Below are 16218 nucleotides of genomic sequence, written 5' to 3'. Positions count from 1 at the left end.
GACAATTTCGATTTGCCCGAAACGTCGGGCCCGGTGTCAGCCGGGCATCCCGGGCAGACGCAGGGTGAACAGCGCCCCGCCCGCCGGCGCGCGACCGGCCCACACCTCGCCGCCGTGCCGCAGCGCCGCCTGCTGCACGATCGCCAGCCCAAGGCCGGATCCGGGCAGCGTCCGGGCCTCCTGGGACCGGTAGAACCGGTCGAACACCCGCGGCAGGTCCTCCGGGGCGATCCCCGGCCCCTGGTCGGCGACCTCCAGCACGGCGAACCCGTCGCCGGCCGAACCCAGCCGGACCTGGACCGTGCTCCCGGACGGGCTGAACTTGACCGCGTTGTCCAGCAGGTTCAGCACGGCGCGTTCCAGCGCGGGCGCGTCCCCGATCAGCCGCCACGGCTGCAGCGACACGTCGAACTGGATGTCCCCGGCGCGTCGACGCGCCCGGTCCAGCGCCTGCTCGACCACCTCGACCATCTCGACCGGCTCCCAGACCGCGTGCGCCGCCTCCTCGCGGGCCAGTTCGACCAGGTCGCCGATCAGCTGGGTCAGCTCGTCCAACTGGGCCCGCAGGTCACCCTGGATCTCGGCCTTGTCCTGATCGGACAGGTTCGGCGCGCCCGGCGCCTCGGACGCCATCATCAGTTCGAGGTTGGTACGCAAGGAGGTCAGCGGCGTCCGCAGCTCGTGCCCGGCGTCCGCGACCAGGTTCCGCTGCCGGTCGCGGGCTTCCGAGACCGCGGCGAGCATGACGTTGAAGTTCTGGGTCAGGCCGGCCAGCTCGTCGTCGCCGGTGACCGGGATCGGCCGCAGGTCACCGGTCCTGGCGACGCGGGCGGTCGCGCGGGTCAGCCGTTCCACCGGGATCAGCCCGGTGCGCGCCACGGCCGTCCCTGCCAGCGCGGCCACGACAACGCCAGCGGCACTGATCAGCACCAGCACGAGCGCCAGCTGCGACAACAGTGCCTTGGTGGGCTGCAACGGCAGCGACAGCACCAGGGCGCCGGACGACCCTGTGCTCAGTTGGACGTGGACCGCGTAGATGCGGCTGCCCGTGGGGCCGTCGTCCCGGAAACCGTCGAACTTCTTGCCCGCCGCGACGCTCCGCTCCTGCGCGGTGATCGACGGCCGGCCCACCTCGATGTAGTACTTGCCGTCCTCGTCGATCAGCGCGAACCTGATGTCACTCAACCCCGCCGCGAGCGCCGGCAGCGGGATGTTGTTCGACGCGGCGCCGGTCGCGCTCAACGCGGCCGCCGCGCGGTCCTTGAGGTTCTGGTTCAGGCCGTTGTACAGGTTGTTCGACACGGTCATGTAGGCGCCCAACGAGACGAGCGCGACCGTCCCGGCCACACACATCGCGGCCAGCAGCGATACTCGTGTTCGAAGCGAAATCCGTTGGCGCCTGGGTTCGTGCTGAGGCGCAAGGATCACGGCGGGGTCTCCCGCAACACGTACCCGACGCCGCGCACAGTGTGGATCAACCGCGGCTCACCCGCCGCCTCGGTCTTGCGTCGCAGGTAGCCGACGTACACCTCAAGGGCGTTGCCGGAGGTCGGGAAGTCGTAGCCCCAGACCTCCTCCAGGATGCGGCTGCGGGTCAGCACCTGCTTCGGGTGCGTCAGCAACAGCTCCAGCAGGGAGAACTCGGTCCGGGTCAGGCTGATCGAACGGTCGCCACGGCGCACGTCCCGGGTGCCCGGGTCGAGCTCCAGATCGGCGAACTTCAGCATCGGCTCGGCCTTGTCCACGGCCGCCTTCTCGGCCGCGGTTCGCCGCAGCAGGGCCCGCAGCCGGGCCAGCAGCTCCTCCAGGGCGAACGGCTTGGGCAGGTAGTCGTCGGCACCGGCGTCCAGACCGGCCACCCGATCGGACACCAGGTCCCGCGCGGTCAGCACGAGGATCGGCAGGTCGTCGCCGGTGCTGCGGAGCTGCCGGCACACCTGGAGCCCGTCCAGCCGCGGCATCATCACGTCGAGCACCATCGCGTCCGGCCGGCTGCCGACGATCGTGTCGAGCGCCTGTTGGCCGTCGCTGGCGACCTCCACCTGGTAACCGTTGAACTGCAGCGACCGGCGGAGGGACTCGCGAACGGCCCTGTCGTCGTCCACTACCAGAATGCGCATAAGGGCAGTGTTCCCTTTCGGTCTGAGATGCGCCTGAGAAACGCCCAATCAACCGCTCACACCTCGCGCGACCGGCGCGTTCCAGCGACGCCACAGCGCGACCAACCGGATCGTCACGGTGATCGCCGCGGCCACGACCGCGACCGGATTGTCCGGCCATCCCAGCTGCGCGCCCAGCACCACGACCCCCGCGCCGGCCAACGCGGCGAGCGCGTAGATCTCCTTGCGCAGGACCATGGGGATCTCACGCAACAGCACGTCGCGTAGAGCGCCGCCGCCGATACCGGCGGTCATACCGATCAGGCACGCCGTGTACGTAGGAACGCCATGGGCCAGCGCGGTCGCCGTGCCCGAGACGGTGAACAGTCCGAGCCCCACGGCGTCGGCCAGCAACACCGCCCTACGCAACTTCGCAACCTGCGGGTGGAACCAGAACACCACGAGCGAGGTCACGATCGGCACGAGCAGGTAGCGCCAGTCGCGCAGCGTGGCCGGCGGATGGACGCCGAGCAGCACGTCCCGGATGATCCCGCCGCCCAACGCGGTCGTCATCCCCAGCACGACCACCCCGAAGGTGTCCAACCGCGCCCGTACCCCACCCAGCGCGCCGGACGCCGCGAACACGGCGATACCCACCAAGTCGAGCACCACGAGCAGCATGAGTGGTCAGTCTAAATAGCTCTGATCGGGGGACTGACCTGGACAATCACCCACGCCGGTGTTGGAGTGTGACGGTGAACACACTGCGCGTGATCATGGCCGTCCTTGTCCTGTTCCTGACCGGAACCGCGGTAGCCACGGCCGCCCCGCAGTACGAGAGATACGTCGCGCTCGGCGACTCCTACACCTCCGGTCCCGGCATTCCGTGGCCTCGGCTGGACCGGCTGACCTGCTTCACGTCGACCAACAACTACCCGGCGCTGCTCGCCGACAACCTGGGTCTCCGTTCGTACACCGACGGCAGCTGCGGCGGCGCGGACACCACGAACATGACGCAGGCCCAGGTGCCGCCGATCCCGATCGGCACGCACCGGGCACAGTTCAGCTACCTGCGGGCGGACACCGACCTGGTGACTGTCGGCATCGGCGGCAACGACTTCGGCGTGGTCGGCGACCTGACCAGCACGTGCCCCGACCTGCGGGCGTCCGACCCGACCGGGACGCCCTGCCAGGCCCATTTCACGGTCAACGGCGTGGACACCATGAAGGCGAAGGTCGCCATGACCGGTGACCGGGTCCAGGCGGTGTTGGCCGGCGTGCACCAGCGGTCGCCGAACGCGAAGGTCGTGCTGGTCGGCTACCCCAGGATCGCCCCGGCGTCCGGCACGTGTCCCGACGTGCTGCCGTTCGCCGACGGTGACCTGAAGTGGCTGGACGGGGTCGAGGTGGCGCTGAACACGGCGCTCGCCAAGGCCGCGGCCAACGACGGCGCCACGACGTTCGTCGACATGTACCCGGCGTCACTGGGTCACGACGCGTGTGCCGGCCGGAACGCGTGGATCCAGGGCAAGGACACGAACCTGTTCGCGGCCATCGCCTACCACCCGTTCAAGTCCGGCATGGTCGGCATGGCCAACCAGGTCGGCAAGGCCCTGGGTGTCCGGACGGGCTCGGGCAGCCGCGCCGTGCCACGGTCGGTGCCCGCCTCGGTGGTGGGTGGCAAGGCTGCCGTGACCCTCCTCACTAGGGCGGGCTATCACGGGTGACGGCACGATGAACCGGTGCGGATCATTCTGCTGCGGCACGCGGAGAGCCTGGGAAACGTCGACGAGCTGGCGTACTGCCGGATTCCCGACCACGCCCTGCCGTTGACCGTCCTTGGCGAGGAGCAGTCGCGCGCCGCGGGTCCCCGGGTGCGCGAGCTGCTCGGTCCGGAGCCGGTCGCGGTGTACGTGAGCCCGTATGTCCGAACTCAACGCACGTTCGACCTGCTGGGGCTCGACGACCTGGTGGAGCGCAAGGTCGCCGAGCCCCGGCTGCGTGAACAGGACTGGGGCAATCTGCAGGATCCGGTCGAACAGGAGATTCAGAAGCTCAAACGGCACGAGTTCGGACATTTCTTCTACCGGCTCGCCCATGGCGAGTCAGGCGCCGATGTGGACGACCGCGTGGCCGCGTTCATCGCGGAGTTGCGTGACACTATGCGTTCGGACAGTGCGCATCCGGACACCGTTCTGCTTGTCACGCACGGGTTGACGATGCGCCTGCTGTGCCGCCGGGTCTTCTCCTGGAGCGTGGACCTGTTCGAGTCACTGTCCAATCCGGGACAATGCGAGACAAGAACGTTGAGTCTCACCGGGAACACGTGGACATTGGACCGCCCGTTCGCACAGTGGCGACCGTCCCCGGACGGCACCGCCCAGGGCTGATCCGCGCACGTGACCGGCCGTCCACTGTGGATCACACTGAAACCGTGATCAGGTCACATGATTAGCCCGAAAGAGTTATAGATCAACGCATTGGTCCGCCATCGGCCAGTCGACGTTCGCACGCGGGTAACCTTGCCAGTCGGGGCGCTCCGAGGGGCTGAGTAGTTGCTGAGGTCGGGTTGGACCAGGACGAGCAGGACAGAGCCGGCGAGATAATCCGGGCCGACCGGGAGATCCGCGAGCTGCTGAACACCGACCGGTCCGCGGACGCCGGCACGCGGTTCGACGAGTCGCTGAACACACTGCCCGTCGACCTGGACCAATGGTCCCGGGCGGCGATCCTGACCGGCCGGGCGGTGACCGCGTGGCGGCTGCGGCGGATCCCGCTCGCCCTGGAACTGGCCGCCGAGGGCTGGACGGACATCGACAGCGAGCACCCGGCGGGTGCACGCGCCGTGATGGCCATGAGCCTCCTGGGGTACCTGCTGACCGGCATCGGGCATCACCAGGCGGCGATGACGTTGCTGCGAGCGGCCGTACAGGCCGCGCGGGAGTCCGGCGACGAGGCCGAACTGGCGGTCGCGTTGCAGCGGCTGGGCGGCACGATCAACTTCGAGGCGGTCAACGGCTCGGCGGCGGCCGCGGGTCCGATGTTCGCCGAGTCCCGGGAACTCCTCGCCGAGGGACTCACCCTGCGTACCCATGAGTCGGTACGGCTGGGGTTGTTGGGGGCGTACGGTGCCGCGCTCGTCGGGTGCGGCGAGATCGACGCGGGCGAGAAGGTCGCGCTGCAGACGCTGGAGGCCGGCCTGGCCGCGGGCGACAGGTGGACGACAGCGGTGGGTAACTGGGTGCTGTCCAGCGTCCGCCGCCGCCAGGACGCGCTGGTGGAGGCCCGGACATTCGCGGCCAACGCGGTCCGACAGGCCGAGATGATCAACGACATCTCCCTGCTGACCAGGTTCTCGACGGATCTGGCGGATATCTGCGCGGCGTTGGACGACTACGCGGGTGAGGCGACGGCGTTGCGCCGTAACGTGAGCGCGCGGCAAACGGCCATGTCGATGATGCAGGAAGGTCTTCGTCAGGCGCTTGAGCAACGCCGTTTGGCGATTCAGGCGCAACGGCTCGCGACCGCGGCGCAGGAGGCGGCCGTACGGGACCCGTTGACCGGCCTGACGAACCGTCTGGGGCTCGAACACACGGCGCCGAAGGTGTTGGCCAACGCGGGGACCGCCGGGCTCACACCGTGGCTCGTGCTCATCGACGTGGACTGGTTCAAGGAGATCAACGACGACGCCGGACACGCCGTCGGGGACAGCGCGCTGCGGGAGATCGCCGAGTTGCTGCGCGGCGAGTGCCGGGCCAACGACCTGGTGGCCCGGTGGGCTGGCGACGAGTTCATCATCCTGCTCGTCGGGGACGGGCAGCTCGGGCCGGTGGTGGCCGAACGGATCCGCGCGGCGGTCGACGGGCACGACTGGCGTTCCCGCCTCGGCGCGGCCCGCCGGCCCACCGTCAGCATCGGTGTGGCCAGTGGCCGCGGCAGCCTCGAGCATCTGTTCGCCGCCGCGGACACCGCGTTGTACCTGGCCAAACGCAACGGCCGGAACCGTGTCGAATGGCCCGACCTCGATCAGGCGATGAGCCCGCCCCGGTAGGCGACCAGCGCCGCCTGTACCCGGTTCACCGCGCCGATCTTGCCGAGCACGGCGGAGACGTAGCCCTTCACGGTGGCTTCGGACAGGTGCAGTGCGCTGCCGATCTCGGCGTTCGACAGGCCCTGGCCGATCAGGCCGACGACCTCCCGTTCACGCTCCGAAAGCGACGCGAGCAACCGCCGCGCGGGTTCCGCGGCGCGTTCACCGTCCGCGACCGACGAGAGCACCCGCGCCGCGACTCCCGGGTCGAGCACGGCGCCGCCGGCGGCGAGGTCACGGACCGCACGCACGAGCACAGCGGGTTCGGTGTCCTTGAGCAGGAACCCGCTGGCGCCGATGCGCAGGGCCTCGGTGACGTACTCGTCCACGTCGAACGTGGTCAGCATGGCGACCTTGGGGGGTTCAGGCAGGGCACGCAGCCGACGCAGCGCGAACAGGCCGTCCGCCGAGCGCATCCGGATGTCCAGCATGACCACGTGCGGCCGGTGCTGTCTGGCGAGGTCGGCCACGTGCAGGCCGTCGTCGCACTCGGCGACCACCTCGATGTCCCCCGCGCTTGTCAGGATGGTTCGAAGGCCGGAACGAACGAGGTCCTCGTCGTCGGCCAGCATCACCTTGATCACCTTTGGCGCCTCCCTGTTTGGGTTCCGTCCCGTGGTACGGCCAGGGCGGACGGAGTCCAATGGCCCTTTTTCTCACCCAATGGGCTGATCGTCAACCACCAACGGGTCACATTTGTCTACTCAGGGGGCGGAGCCCGTTGCACACCGTTAAACATGAGACTCTTTCGCAATGACGTTACTTGGCGGTAACGTGCTCTTCGTCACCTCCCTGAGAGGAGCCCTGCAATGCGCGGACGCTTACTCGCCGCACTAACCGCCGTGGCGACGGCCACCGCCGGCCTCGTCGCGGCCGCTCCGGCGCTGGCCGCCCCCGTCACCAACGACTACTGCCTGGGCCAGTGCAACGACATCCTGCCGCCGGGCCAGAACGGCAACGCGACATTGGCCGACATCCTGGCGCACAAGGTGTTCGGCACCCGGCCGGCACACGCCGCCGACCAACTGGGCAAGTACGACAGCCTGCCGGCCGGCTATTCCGGCCTGACCACCGACAAGATCGGCCAGTTCTACAACGACTCCTCTTTCGGCGTGCCGTCGGACCAGGTGGAGAGCACCATCAGGCCGCGCGCTGACGTGACCATCGTGCGCGACAAGAAGTTGGGTGTTCCCCACATCACCGGCACCACCCGCTCAGGCACCGAGTTCGGCGCCGGATACGCCACCGCGCAGGACAGATTGTGGCTGATGGACCTGTTCCGCCGGGTCGGCCGCGGCCAGTTGACCCCGTTCGCCGGTGGCGCACCCGCGAACCGCCAGCTCGAACAGGACTTCTTCCGGTCCGCGCCGTACGACGAGCAGGAGTTGCAGGCCCAGATCGACCGGGCGGCGGCGGCCAGCCCGCGCGGCGCACAGGCGTTGGCCGACGCGAAGTCGTATTTGGACGGTGTGAACGCGTATGTCACCCAGTCGTACAACGGCCGGTACTTCCCGGGTGAGTACGTCCTCACCGGACACGTCGACGCGATCACCAACGCCGGTTCGATCGAGCCGTTCACCTTGCCTGACCTGGTGGTCCTCGCCTCTGTCGTGGGCGCGCAGTTCGGCGGCGGTGGCGGCGGGGAAGTCGAGTCCGCGATCACGCGCATGGCGTTCCAGGAGCGCTACGGCATGGCCGAGGGTGAACGGCAATGGCAGGCGTTCCGGGCGCAGAACGACCCGGAGACCACGCTGACTTTGCACAACGGCCAGAGCTTCCCGTACGGCCAGGCGCCCGCCAACCCGTCCGGCGTGGCCATGCCGGACAAGGGTTCGGTGACTCCGCAGCAGCTCGTGTTCGACCAGACCGGCTCGGCGGCGAACCCGTCCGCGGCACCGGTGAAGGTCGCGGCTCCCGCCGGCCAGGAAGCCGCGCAGGGCATGTTCGACAACGGCGTGCTGCCCGGTGACCTGGTGAGCGACAAGCACGGCATGTCCAACGCCCTAGTCGTGTCCGGCCAGTACACGGCCAGTGGGCACCCGGTGGCCGTGTTCGGTCCGCAGACCGGCTACTTCGCGCCGCAACTGCTTGTCCTACAAGAACTTCAAGGCCCCGGGATCAGCGCCCGCGGCGCTTCGTTCGCCGGGATCAGCTTCTACGTGCTGCTCGGCCGTGGTCAGGACTACTCATGGAGCGCGACCACGTCCGCACAGGACATCATCGACACATTCGCCGTCGACCTGTGCGACCCCACCGGCAAGCCGGTGACGAAGGACTCCGCGTTCTACATGCTGCATGGCCAATGTGTGCCGATCCAGACACTGGAGCGTAAGAACAGTTGGAAACCGACAGTCGCGGACGGGACCGCGGCGGGCTCGTACCGCCTGGTGAGTTTCAAGACCGCCTACGGGCCGATCATCTCGCGGGCGACGGTCGGCGGGAAACCGGTCGCCTACGCGAGCCTGCGGTCGACGTACAAGCACGAGATCGACTCGATCATCGGGTTCCAGGAGTTCAACGACCCGGACCTCATCCATTCCGCGCAGGACTTCCAGCGCGCGGCCATGGACGTGAACTACACGTTCAACTGGTTCTATGTGGACTCACGGGACACGGCGTACTTCAACTCGGGCGCCAACCCGTCGCGCAAGGCGACTGTGGACCCGAACATGCCGATCAAGGCGGACCCGGCCAACGAGTGGAACGGCTGGGACCCCACCTCCAACAGCGCCCAGTACACCCCGTTCGCCCAGCACCCGCAGGCGATCAACCAGGACTACTTCGTCAGCTGGAACAACGCGCAGGCACGTGACTACGCGGCGCCCGGCTACGACAAGAGCGCGGTGCACAGAGTCGACCTGTTGGACGCGCGGGTGAAGAAGCTGCTGACCAGTGGCACCAAGGTCACCCGCGTAAACCTGACGCAGGCAATGGCGGACGCGGCCCTCGCGGACCTGCGCGCCGAACGCAATCTGCCTGACCTGCTTCGGGTCATCAACAGCCAACCAGTGACCGACCCAGCGCAGGCCACGGCCGTGGCGTCGTTGCAAACATGGCTGTCGCACGGCGGCTTGCGCAAGGAAACCGCGCAGAGCAGCCACACCTACGCCGACGCGGACGCGATCAGGACCCTCGACGCCTGGTGGCCGTTGCTGGTGAAAGCCGAGTTCCAACCCGGCCTCGGCGACACGGTGTACAACGCCCTGACGAACAACCTGGAGATCAACGAGTCCCCCTCGGGTTTCCAGAACGGCACCCCGGACTTCCACGTCGGCCAGCCCCACAAGGGGTCGTCGTTCCAGTCCGGCTGGTGGGGCTACGTGCGCAAGGACATCAAGTCGGTGCTCGGCGACCAGGTTTCCGGTGCGTTGGGCTCGAAGTTCTGCGGCGGCGGAACCCTCGCCGGCTGCCGCCAGGCACTGCTGACGACATTGGCCCAAGCCGCGGCCGCCCCCGCCAACCAGGTGTACCCAGGTGACGGGAACTGCGCCGCGGGCGACCAGTGGTGCGCGGACTCGATCATCCAGTCACCCCTTGGCGGCATCACCCAGGACAAGATCACCTGGCAGAACCGCCCGACATTCCAGCAGGTCGTGGAATACCCAGCCCGCCGAGGCCAATCGACAGCGAACCTGTCATCCGGCCGAACAGCGACAGCGACCAGCTACGAACACAACATCTTCGTCTCCTACCCAGCCGCCAACGCGGTCGACGGAAACCCCACAACCCGCTGGGCCAGCGACTGGTCGGACAACCAGTCGATCACAGTCGACCTCGGCACCGCCCGCCCAGTCGCCCGCGTAGTGCTGACCTGGGAAACCGCCTACGCCACCGGCTACCACATCGACGTCTCCACCGACGGCACAACCTGGCAACAGGCCTACGCCACCACCACCGCCACCGGCGGAACCAACACAGTCACCTTCCCGACAACATCCGCCCGTTACGTCCGAATGACCGGAACCCAGCGCGGCACCCGCTACGGCTACTCCCTGTACGAGTTCGAGACCTACTCCTACTGATCCCCTGCCTGTGCCGCCGGCCCCGCGCTGGGCCGGCGGCACCCAGCCCACCGCGACCCGTTACCCGAGGTTGCCGCCCTCCGGACCGACCGACCCCGTATGATCTGACCCGACGCCCTCGTAGCTCAGGGGATAGAGCAACGGTTTCCTAAACCGTGTGTCGCAGGTTCGATTCCTGCCGGGGGCACCTAGTCTGACCAGGCAGTATGGCGTCTGTCAGCGATCTTGAAAAGGGTCGTGTGACATGAGATGTGGTGTAAGTGCGGTCTGGAGCGATTACGCCAGCCGCCCGCATACGAGGGACATGCTGACCGACCGCACGTGTCCAGCCCGTCGAAGGATGGCGTGGACACAGTTCCGGAGCTGGCAAAACAGCTCGGCCAGGCCACGTCCGGGAGCCGGCCCAGTCACAGCACGGCGTGACACGAGGCCGAGCGCACTCGAACAACCAGTCACGCTCCTCTCGCAAGCCATCTACCAGCGCGGACGCTCGCCGCGCCTGCCCATGAGCGGCGGCGAGGCACCGTGTCACGCGACGTCCAAGAGATGTCGTCACACCTCGAACACCAGCCGCCACGACCACCGTCACCCGCAGCGTTAAGTCCACAGTAGACGCCGCGCGGGTGCCCGTGACACGAGCGGTCGATGTCACCAACCCATCACGTACTCGGGTGATTCGCGCGCAATCGGAATGGAAATGCGCCATGAAATCAACCACCCGTCCCCGCAAACGTGCCCATAGGTCCCGTCGCCGCGGCCACATCGGCACCCTGCCCAGCGGATCACTACGCGTACGCATCTACTCCGGAACCGACCCCATCACCCACAAACCCCACTACCTGACCGACACCATCCCCGCCGGCCCCACCGCCGAACACCAGGCACAGCGCGTTCTCCAGCAATTCATCGACCGCATCGACCAGCAACACCAGCTCCAGACCACCGCCACCCTCACTGAACTGATCAACGAACACATCGCCAAGCTGCCCGTCGCGGTCACCACCAAAGCCGGTTACCAAGGATCGCACCGCACCCACATCGCACCGTTGATCGGCCACCTCTGCATCCACACGATCACCGCCGAAACACTCGACGCGCTCTACGCCACCCTCGCCCGCTGCCGCGCCCACTGCACCCCACTATCCCCACGCGCCACCACACTCGAGCAGCACAAACATATCGGCCCAGGACACGAATGCCGGCCACTGTCCGCCGCGAGCATCCGCAAGGTCCACTACCTCATCAGCGGCGCCTACCGATCCGCCCAACGCTGGGGATGGATCACCACCAGCCCCACCACCTTGGCCAAACCACCCGCCAAACCACGACCCCACCCACGACCACCCCACCCCGCCGACGTCGCCCGCGTCCTCACCCACTTCTGGGCCGAACCCGACCCACTCCTCGGCGTCCTGGCCTGGACCGCCATCACCACCGGCGCCCGCCGCGGCGAACTGTGCGCCCTACGCTGGAACGACTTCGACCCCCACCGTCGCGTCCTGCACATCCACACCAGCATCGCCCACGACGGCCCCAACCTCATCGAGAAAGACACCAAACTGCACCAACACCGCCACATCGTCCTCGACCCCGACACCACCAACCTCCTCGCCGCCTACCTCAACCACCGCCGCCACCAAGCCGCCGCCCGCAGGATCACCAGCGCCCCCAACGCCTTCCTGTTCTCACACACACCCGACGGATCAACCTGCATCGCACCAAACACCCTCAGCCAACTCTTCCGCCGACACACCACCCGGCTGGGAATCCACACCACACTGCACAAACTCCGCCACTACCACGCCACCGAACTCATCCTCGCCGGCGTCGACCTCCGCACCGTCGCCAGCCGACTCGGCCACTCCGACAGCGCCATGACCCTCAACTCCTACACCGCCTGGATCAACGAAGCCGACCAACGCGCCAGCACCCTCCTCACCAACCGCCTCCCACTGCGTCTCACCGTCACACCCCAACCACCCACACCCACACCCACCTCCACCAGCCCGCATCAGGCCATCGCCAACGACCTACGCACCGCCATCACCAACCACACCTACCCACCCACAACCCACCTACCCAACCTCCACACCCTCGCCACCCACTACCACGTCGCCCCCAGCACCATCCACCGCGCCATCACCCAACTCGCCCACGAAAACCTCGTCCACACCACACCAGGACACCCCACCACCATCACCAACAACCCACCCACCACACCATCACCAGCACCCATCCCCCAACTCGTACCAACCCGCGTACCCACCCAACTACCCGCCCGCCAACCACTCCCCCGCCACACACCGCCCCGACACCGGCCACCACGCCACATCGCCGGCCACACCCACAAAGGACACACCAGAAACAGGTGCGGCACGGGGCGCTGATGTGCCGGCCGGGGAAGCAGACCGTCCATCACTGGTTCACGGAACGTCACACCTCCATAGCTCAGTTGGACAGAGCGTAGGACTTCTAATCTCAAGGCCGCAGGTTCGATTCCTGACTGGGGGCTAGCTCTGACCAGCGTAAACACCGGTTTTGAGCCGTTGTGTTCGTACCTCAGTCAGTGAAGGTGTCTTTCCGCCATCCCCCTGAGCTACCGAGCCCGCAGGCGGCGGACCAGCGCGTGCGAGACAAGGAGTGGCCCAACGGGGCGGATCATGGGGACCAGAGTCCTGTCGGAAGGCGTAAGGAACGGTGATGGCTCCAAGGTGGCGGAGCGTTGCTCACGTTATGCGCCTGCCCACCGGCACCAGCGCCCGCTCACAAGCGGCCGACGGTCAGGGACACAGTCGTGACAGTTGGATGCACTGTCTGCACATGTTCACCGAAGCCGATCAAGATCAGCTCTCTGATGCGCTGGTCTCATCCCTGGCCGGCGTCGAATGCGCGGTCGAGCGGCCTGGAGGGAGCTGACACGACTGCGGAGGGCCACTACAGCCGCGACACCGGCCGGGTCCTGCTCGCAACCTGCGCCTGGCGGCAGCTCTGACGTCCAGCTCGACGTTATCCCGAGCTGGTCCTCGCCCCCGCGCTCACCGCTGCCCTACTGATCTCAGCCCTCAAAGGTCGCACGCCACATGTAGTGAACCGGAGTGCACCCGGCCACGGGCGCGGCCCGATATTGGCTGGTGGCTGATCGTAGGCTGGCCCGCATGACCGTCCGCTTCTCCAGCATCCACGCCGCCCTCGGGGTGACCGGCACGCTTGACTATGACCTGGTACTGAAGGCGATCGACGACAAAGTAGCGGAAGACGAACGCCTGGACTGGAAGCGGGAACTGTCCACCGACGGCGATGAAACAGCCAAAGACGTCGCCGCGTTCGCTAACAGCCGAGGCGGTCTGCTGGTGTACGGGGTGGCCGAGGAGCGCTCGACCGGCCGCGCGGCCACAGCGATGCCAGTGAGCCTGGCCGAAGGCGAACAGCGCCGGATCCGGGCGTGGCTCAGCACCCGCATCAACCCCATGGTCAGCGGTGTGGAATTCCTCGCCCTACCCCAACCAGGATCGGCCAGCCAGGGTTTCCTGGTGATCAGCGTGCCGGAAAGCCCGGACGCACCACACGGCATCGGCAAGGACAACACCCTTGGCTTCCCGTACCGGGTCGGCACGCAGACGTTCTGGATGCGCGAATTCGACCTCGACCGCGCCTACCGGGAACGCTTCGCCCGGCAAGCCTCCCAGGAAACCCGCCTGGCCGAGTTGATCGACCATGTCGCCGATCAGGTCGACGTGCACAGCGGCTGCTGGCTGGTCGGTGCGGCACATCCCAGCGTCCCCGTCCCGTCGACCACACCAGCGCCAGACCGCGACGCTACAGTCGCCACACTGCAACACGCATTGCAACTCGGCGTGAACATCGCACCTGCCAGCAACCGCCGCGCCGAAGTCATCCGCGCCCTGGACAACAACGCGTTGAACCCCAGGGTGGGACTTCGCCGATGGGTGGCTGCAACACAGACAAACCGCACCCCGGAAGGCTTGAGCGATCAGGTCCACATCGAACTACACCACGACGGGAGCACCGTCCTGGCCACGCGACTCGACGGCTGGTACCGCGATTCCATCAAGGGCAAGTGCTGCGTGCCTGACTACATGGTCACCGGGTTCGCCGTCGACCTCGTAGCGCTTGTCCAGTCCACCGCTGAAGCGAGTGGATTCACCGGGCATACGTTGCTACGCGTGGACCTGCTGCGATCTGACGAGTCCCCCTTCGCCTTGATCGCGCCCGACCGACACGGAGGTAACTTTACCCAGCCCTTCTGGACCAGAGACGTCCGCCGATTCATACCAGCGGTCACTGTCGCCCCGAGAACCGACGTCGTCGATCAAATGCGCGCGATCGCCCGGGCGATCGCGACCGACGTGGTGTCCCAGTTCGGATACCCGGGGCAGGACCTGCAATGGTGAAAGCATGACCTGACGCCGCCGGAAGGGATGCGGAGCATCGGGGGTCTCGGCTCAGGTCAGCAGGTCGACAGTTAGACGTTGGCAGACAACAACATCAGCACGCTCTTGGTGGATCCGCGACCCGGGTGTACGTCGCTATGGTCGTCGGATGAGTGTGCCGTACGACTGGACTCCGCATGGCCTGCCCTGCTACCACGCAAACCAAGCGCCTGGCTTTCTCCGCACCCAATCCCAACTTGAGGAGATGGGACTGCGGCCCACCGGCGGCGCTTGCGCTTATGTCGACTCGCAGTACGGCCCCGCGGCCCTGTACCTGATCACCGACTCCACGCTGGCCAATCCCCGCAGCTGGCCACCCACCCGCCCCTCGGCGTGACAAGGCCCTGGGCCGCTGCCCCTGCGGCATCTGACAGGATAGGCGACACAACCATGAGGTCGCACACATCTCATGAGTCATCGGCGATGTCGCCGGTCAGAACCGCTGGCCGAAAAGGCCGCCATCCTCACCGTGGTCGGTGAGACGTTCGGGAAGGACGAAGTCCTCAACAGCGCGACCGTCGGGCAGCGTGTTCGGGGTTTCATCGCTGTTGAGGGTGACGATGTACTGGAAGCCTTCAGCAGCCGCGTACTCGGCGCCCAACTGGAGAGCTGAGGCGCGTTGGCGTTCGTCGACGCCGTCGAACAGGTGGCTGTCGTGGACGAGGAAGCCCGGGCCGCGTTGTTTGCGGACCACAGGGTGATCAGGTCGAGGTCGAAGCAGTAGACCTGCATATTGGTGATGCCCTTGCTGCGCCCGCGGGGAATGGTGGCGGTGATCTCGGGGCCGTTGTCGGTGGCGTTGACGACCAGGCGACCGTGTTGCTGATCGGCGTAGAGACGTTGCGACAGTCGTTCGAAGATCACGAACGCCGGGCGCAGCACTTGTTGGCGCTCGGCCAGATCGCGGGTCAGGATGGCGGCGAGCCGTTGACGTTCCAGCCGGAGCTCGCCCTGCTGTGATTCAAGCGCGATGGCGTTGTCGTAGCGGTTGCGCAGCTGTTCGACGCGGACCTGGCGCTTGGCGACATCCCGTTGCAGTTCGAGCAAGGTTTCCGCAGCGCCGCCACTGGCAGGCAGTCGCATGCCCTCAGGCCGTTGTTCGGCAAGGCGGTCTCGCTCCTAGGTGTTGGTGGCCAGGTGGTTGGTAATGCGACCGATCTCAGCGTCGAGGTACTGGCGTCGGTTGGCGATGACGGAGTCGTGGAACGCCTGCACGTCGTCGTAGGCGGCCAGCGCGACGTCAGGGAGTTGCACGGCGGCGGAGAGCTCGGCGAGCCCTTGATCAGGTTCGGCCGTTCGTGGCACGAGACCGGATGTCGAAGCTGCAGCACTCAAGGTGGACGGGTTTCTCCTTGTCGTGGGGGATTCCATGGCCGGCAAGTCCAGGCCCGCGTATGAGGCGATGCGGACAAATGGGTACCTGGGTGCGGACGGCGTTACCGGTCAGACTTGGATGATCTCCGGGCATCGGGTGGTGGTGCTGGCGACCTTGCGGGCACATCTACAGGACGAGTTCTAGCAATGTGGCCGTCGCCGAGGTGTAGCCGGCGGAAGAG

The 16218-nt window shown here is 67.1% G+C and carries 13 protein-coding genes, 2 tRNA genes and 1 pseudogene; 10 read left to right on the top strand and 6 right to left on the bottom strand.

Annotated elements, in window-relative coordinates:
• Nucleotides 1–36: 36 nt before the first annotated feature.
• Genes EV192_RS24035 through EV192_RS24025 form a run of 3 tightly spaced genes read right to left on the bottom strand, consistent with a single transcriptional unit; the run spans nt 37 to nt 2780 of the window.
• Nucleotides 37–1428: a HAMP domain-containing sensor histidine kinase gene (locus EV192_RS24035; protein WP_243727033.1), complete on the bottom strand. Its 1392-nt coding sequence runs from the start codon at nt 1426–1428 to the stop codon at nt 37–39.
• Nucleotides 1425–2120, bottom strand: a complete 696-nt coding sequence (locus tag EV192_RS24030) for a response regulator transcription factor (RefSeq protein WP_132119033.1) — start codon at nt 2118–2120, stop codon at nt 1425–1427. The genes EV192_RS24035 and EV192_RS24030 overlap by 4 nt, the downstream gene beginning before the upstream one ends.
• Nucleotides 2121–2168: 48 nt before the next feature.
• Nucleotides 2169–2780 carry a trimeric intracellular cation channel family protein gene (locus tag EV192_RS24025; RefSeq protein WP_132119031.1) on the bottom strand — a complete coding sequence of 204 codons (612 nt, stop codon included), beginning with the start codon at nt 2778–2780 and terminating at the stop codon, nt 2169–2171.
• Between the two features lie 74 nt (nt 2781–2854).
• Between EV192_RS24025 and EV192_RS24020 the strand changes: the two genes are divergently transcribed.
• From EV192_RS24020 to EV192_RS24010, 3 genes are all read left to right on the top strand, one after another.
• Nucleotides 2855–3826, top strand: a complete 972-nt coding sequence (locus EV192_RS24020) for an SGNH/GDSL hydrolase family protein (RefSeq protein WP_424923375.1) — start codon at nt 2855–2857, stop codon at nt 3824–3826.
• A 15-nt stretch (nt 3827–3841) separates the two neighbouring features.
• Nucleotides 3842–4489, top strand: coding sequence for a histidine phosphatase family protein (locus tag EV192_RS24015; protein WP_132119029.1), 648 nt, complete (start codon nt 3842–3844; stop codon nt 4487–4489).
• A 179-nt stretch (nt 4490–4668) separates the two neighbouring features.
• A complete protein-coding gene (locus EV192_RS24010) occupies nt 4669–6150 on the top strand; it encodes a GGDEF domain-containing protein (RefSeq protein ID WP_132119027.1) in 1482 nt (493 codons plus the stop codon).
• Here the strand turns inward: EV192_RS24010 and EV192_RS24005 are convergent.
• On the bottom strand, nt 6126–6773 hold the full coding sequence (locus EV192_RS24005) for a response regulator (protein ID WP_132119025.1): 648 nt from the start codon (nt 6771–6773) through the stop codon (nt 6126–6128). The two genes, EV192_RS24010 and EV192_RS24005, sit on opposite strands and share 25 nt — an antisense overlap.
• A gap of 225 nt (nt 6774–6998) precedes the next feature.
• Here EV192_RS24005 and EV192_RS24000 point away from each other — a divergent pair, with 225 nt between their 5' ends.
• The 6 genes from EV192_RS24000 to EV192_RS23975 all read left to right on the top strand — a co-directional run bounded on the left by EV192_RS24000 (nt 6999) and on the right by EV192_RS23975 (nt 14999).
• Complete coding sequence (locus EV192_RS24000) at nt 6999–10211, top strand: penicillin acylase family protein (protein WP_132119023.1); 3213 nt, start codon at nt 6999–7001, stop codon at nt 10209–10211.
• A 114-nt stretch (nt 10212–10325) separates the two neighbouring features.
• A tRNA-Arg gene (locus tag EV192_RS23995) sits at nt 10326–10398 on the top strand.
• A gap of 517 nt (nt 10399–10915) precedes the next feature.
• A complete protein-coding gene (locus tag EV192_RS23990; protein ID WP_132119021.1) occupies nt 10916–12598 on the top strand; it encodes a site-specific integrase in 1683 nt (560 codons plus the stop codon).
• 51 nt (nt 12599–12649) lie between these two features.
• Nucleotides 12650–12723 (top strand) — tRNA-Arg (locus EV192_RS23985).
• A gap of 643 nt (nt 12724–13366) precedes the next feature.
• Complete coding sequence (locus EV192_RS23980) at nt 13367–14623, top strand: AlbA family DNA-binding domain-containing protein (protein WP_132119019.1); 1257 nt, start codon at nt 13367–13369, stop codon at nt 14621–14623.
• Nucleotides 14624–14771: 148 nt separating this feature from the next.
• Nucleotides 14772–14999, top strand: coding sequence for a hypothetical protein (locus EV192_RS23975; RefSeq protein ID WP_132119017.1), 228 nt, complete (start codon nt 14772–14774; stop codon nt 14997–14999).
• Between the two features lie 96 nt (nt 15000–15095).
• Here the strand turns inward: EV192_RS23975 and EV192_RS23970 are convergent.
• A pseudogene (locus EV192_RS23970) lies at nt 15096–15745 on the bottom strand (DUF2326 domain-containing protein).
• A gap of 36 nt (nt 15746–15781) precedes the next feature.
• Nucleotides 15782–15997, bottom strand: a complete 216-nt coding sequence (locus EV192_RS23965; protein WP_132119013.1) for a hypothetical protein — start codon at nt 15995–15997, stop codon at nt 15782–15784.
• A 1-nt stretch (nt 15998) separates the two neighbouring features.
• Here EV192_RS23965 and EV192_RS23960 point away from each other — a divergent pair, with 1 nt between their 5' ends.
• Nucleotides 15999–16181 (top strand): hypothetical protein, encoded by a 183-nt coding sequence (locus EV192_RS23960; protein ID WP_132119011.1) that lies wholly within the window; start codon nt 15999–16001, stop codon nt 16179–16181.
• The last annotated feature ends 37 nt before the right edge of the window (nt 16182–16218 follow it).

The organism is Actinocrispum wychmicini (assembly GCF_004345645.1).
Taxonomy (GTDB): Bacteria; Actinomycetota; Actinomycetes; order Mycobacteriales; family Pseudonocardiaceae; genus Kibdelosporangium; species Kibdelosporangium wychmicini.
This window is presented reverse-complemented; position numbering and strand designations above follow the sequence as displayed.

Coding starts and splice junctions, on each gene's coding strand:
- EV192_RS24030 (WP_132119033.1), bottom strand. CDS start 2,120: ATGCGCATTCTGGTAGTGGACGACGACAGGGCCGTTCGCGAGTCCCTC.
- EV192_RS23990 (WP_132119021.1), top strand. CDS start 10,916: ATGAAATCAACCACCCGTCCCCGCAAACGTGCCCATAGGTCCCGTCGC.
- EV192_RS24000 (WP_132119023.1), top strand. CDS start 6,999: ATGCGCGGACGCTTACTCGCCGCACTAACCGCCGTGGCGACGGCCACC.
- EV192_RS24025 (WP_132119031.1), bottom strand. CDS start 2,780: ATGCTGCTCGTGGTGCTCGACTTGGTGGGTATCGCCGTGTTCGCGGCG.
- EV192_RS23975 (WP_132119017.1), top strand. CDS start 14,772: ATGAGTGTGCCGTACGACTGGACTCCGCATGGCCTGCCCTGCTACCAC.
- EV192_RS23980 (WP_132119019.1), top strand. CDS start 13,367: ATGACCGTCCGCTTCTCCAGCATCCACGCCGCCCTCGGGGTGACCGGC.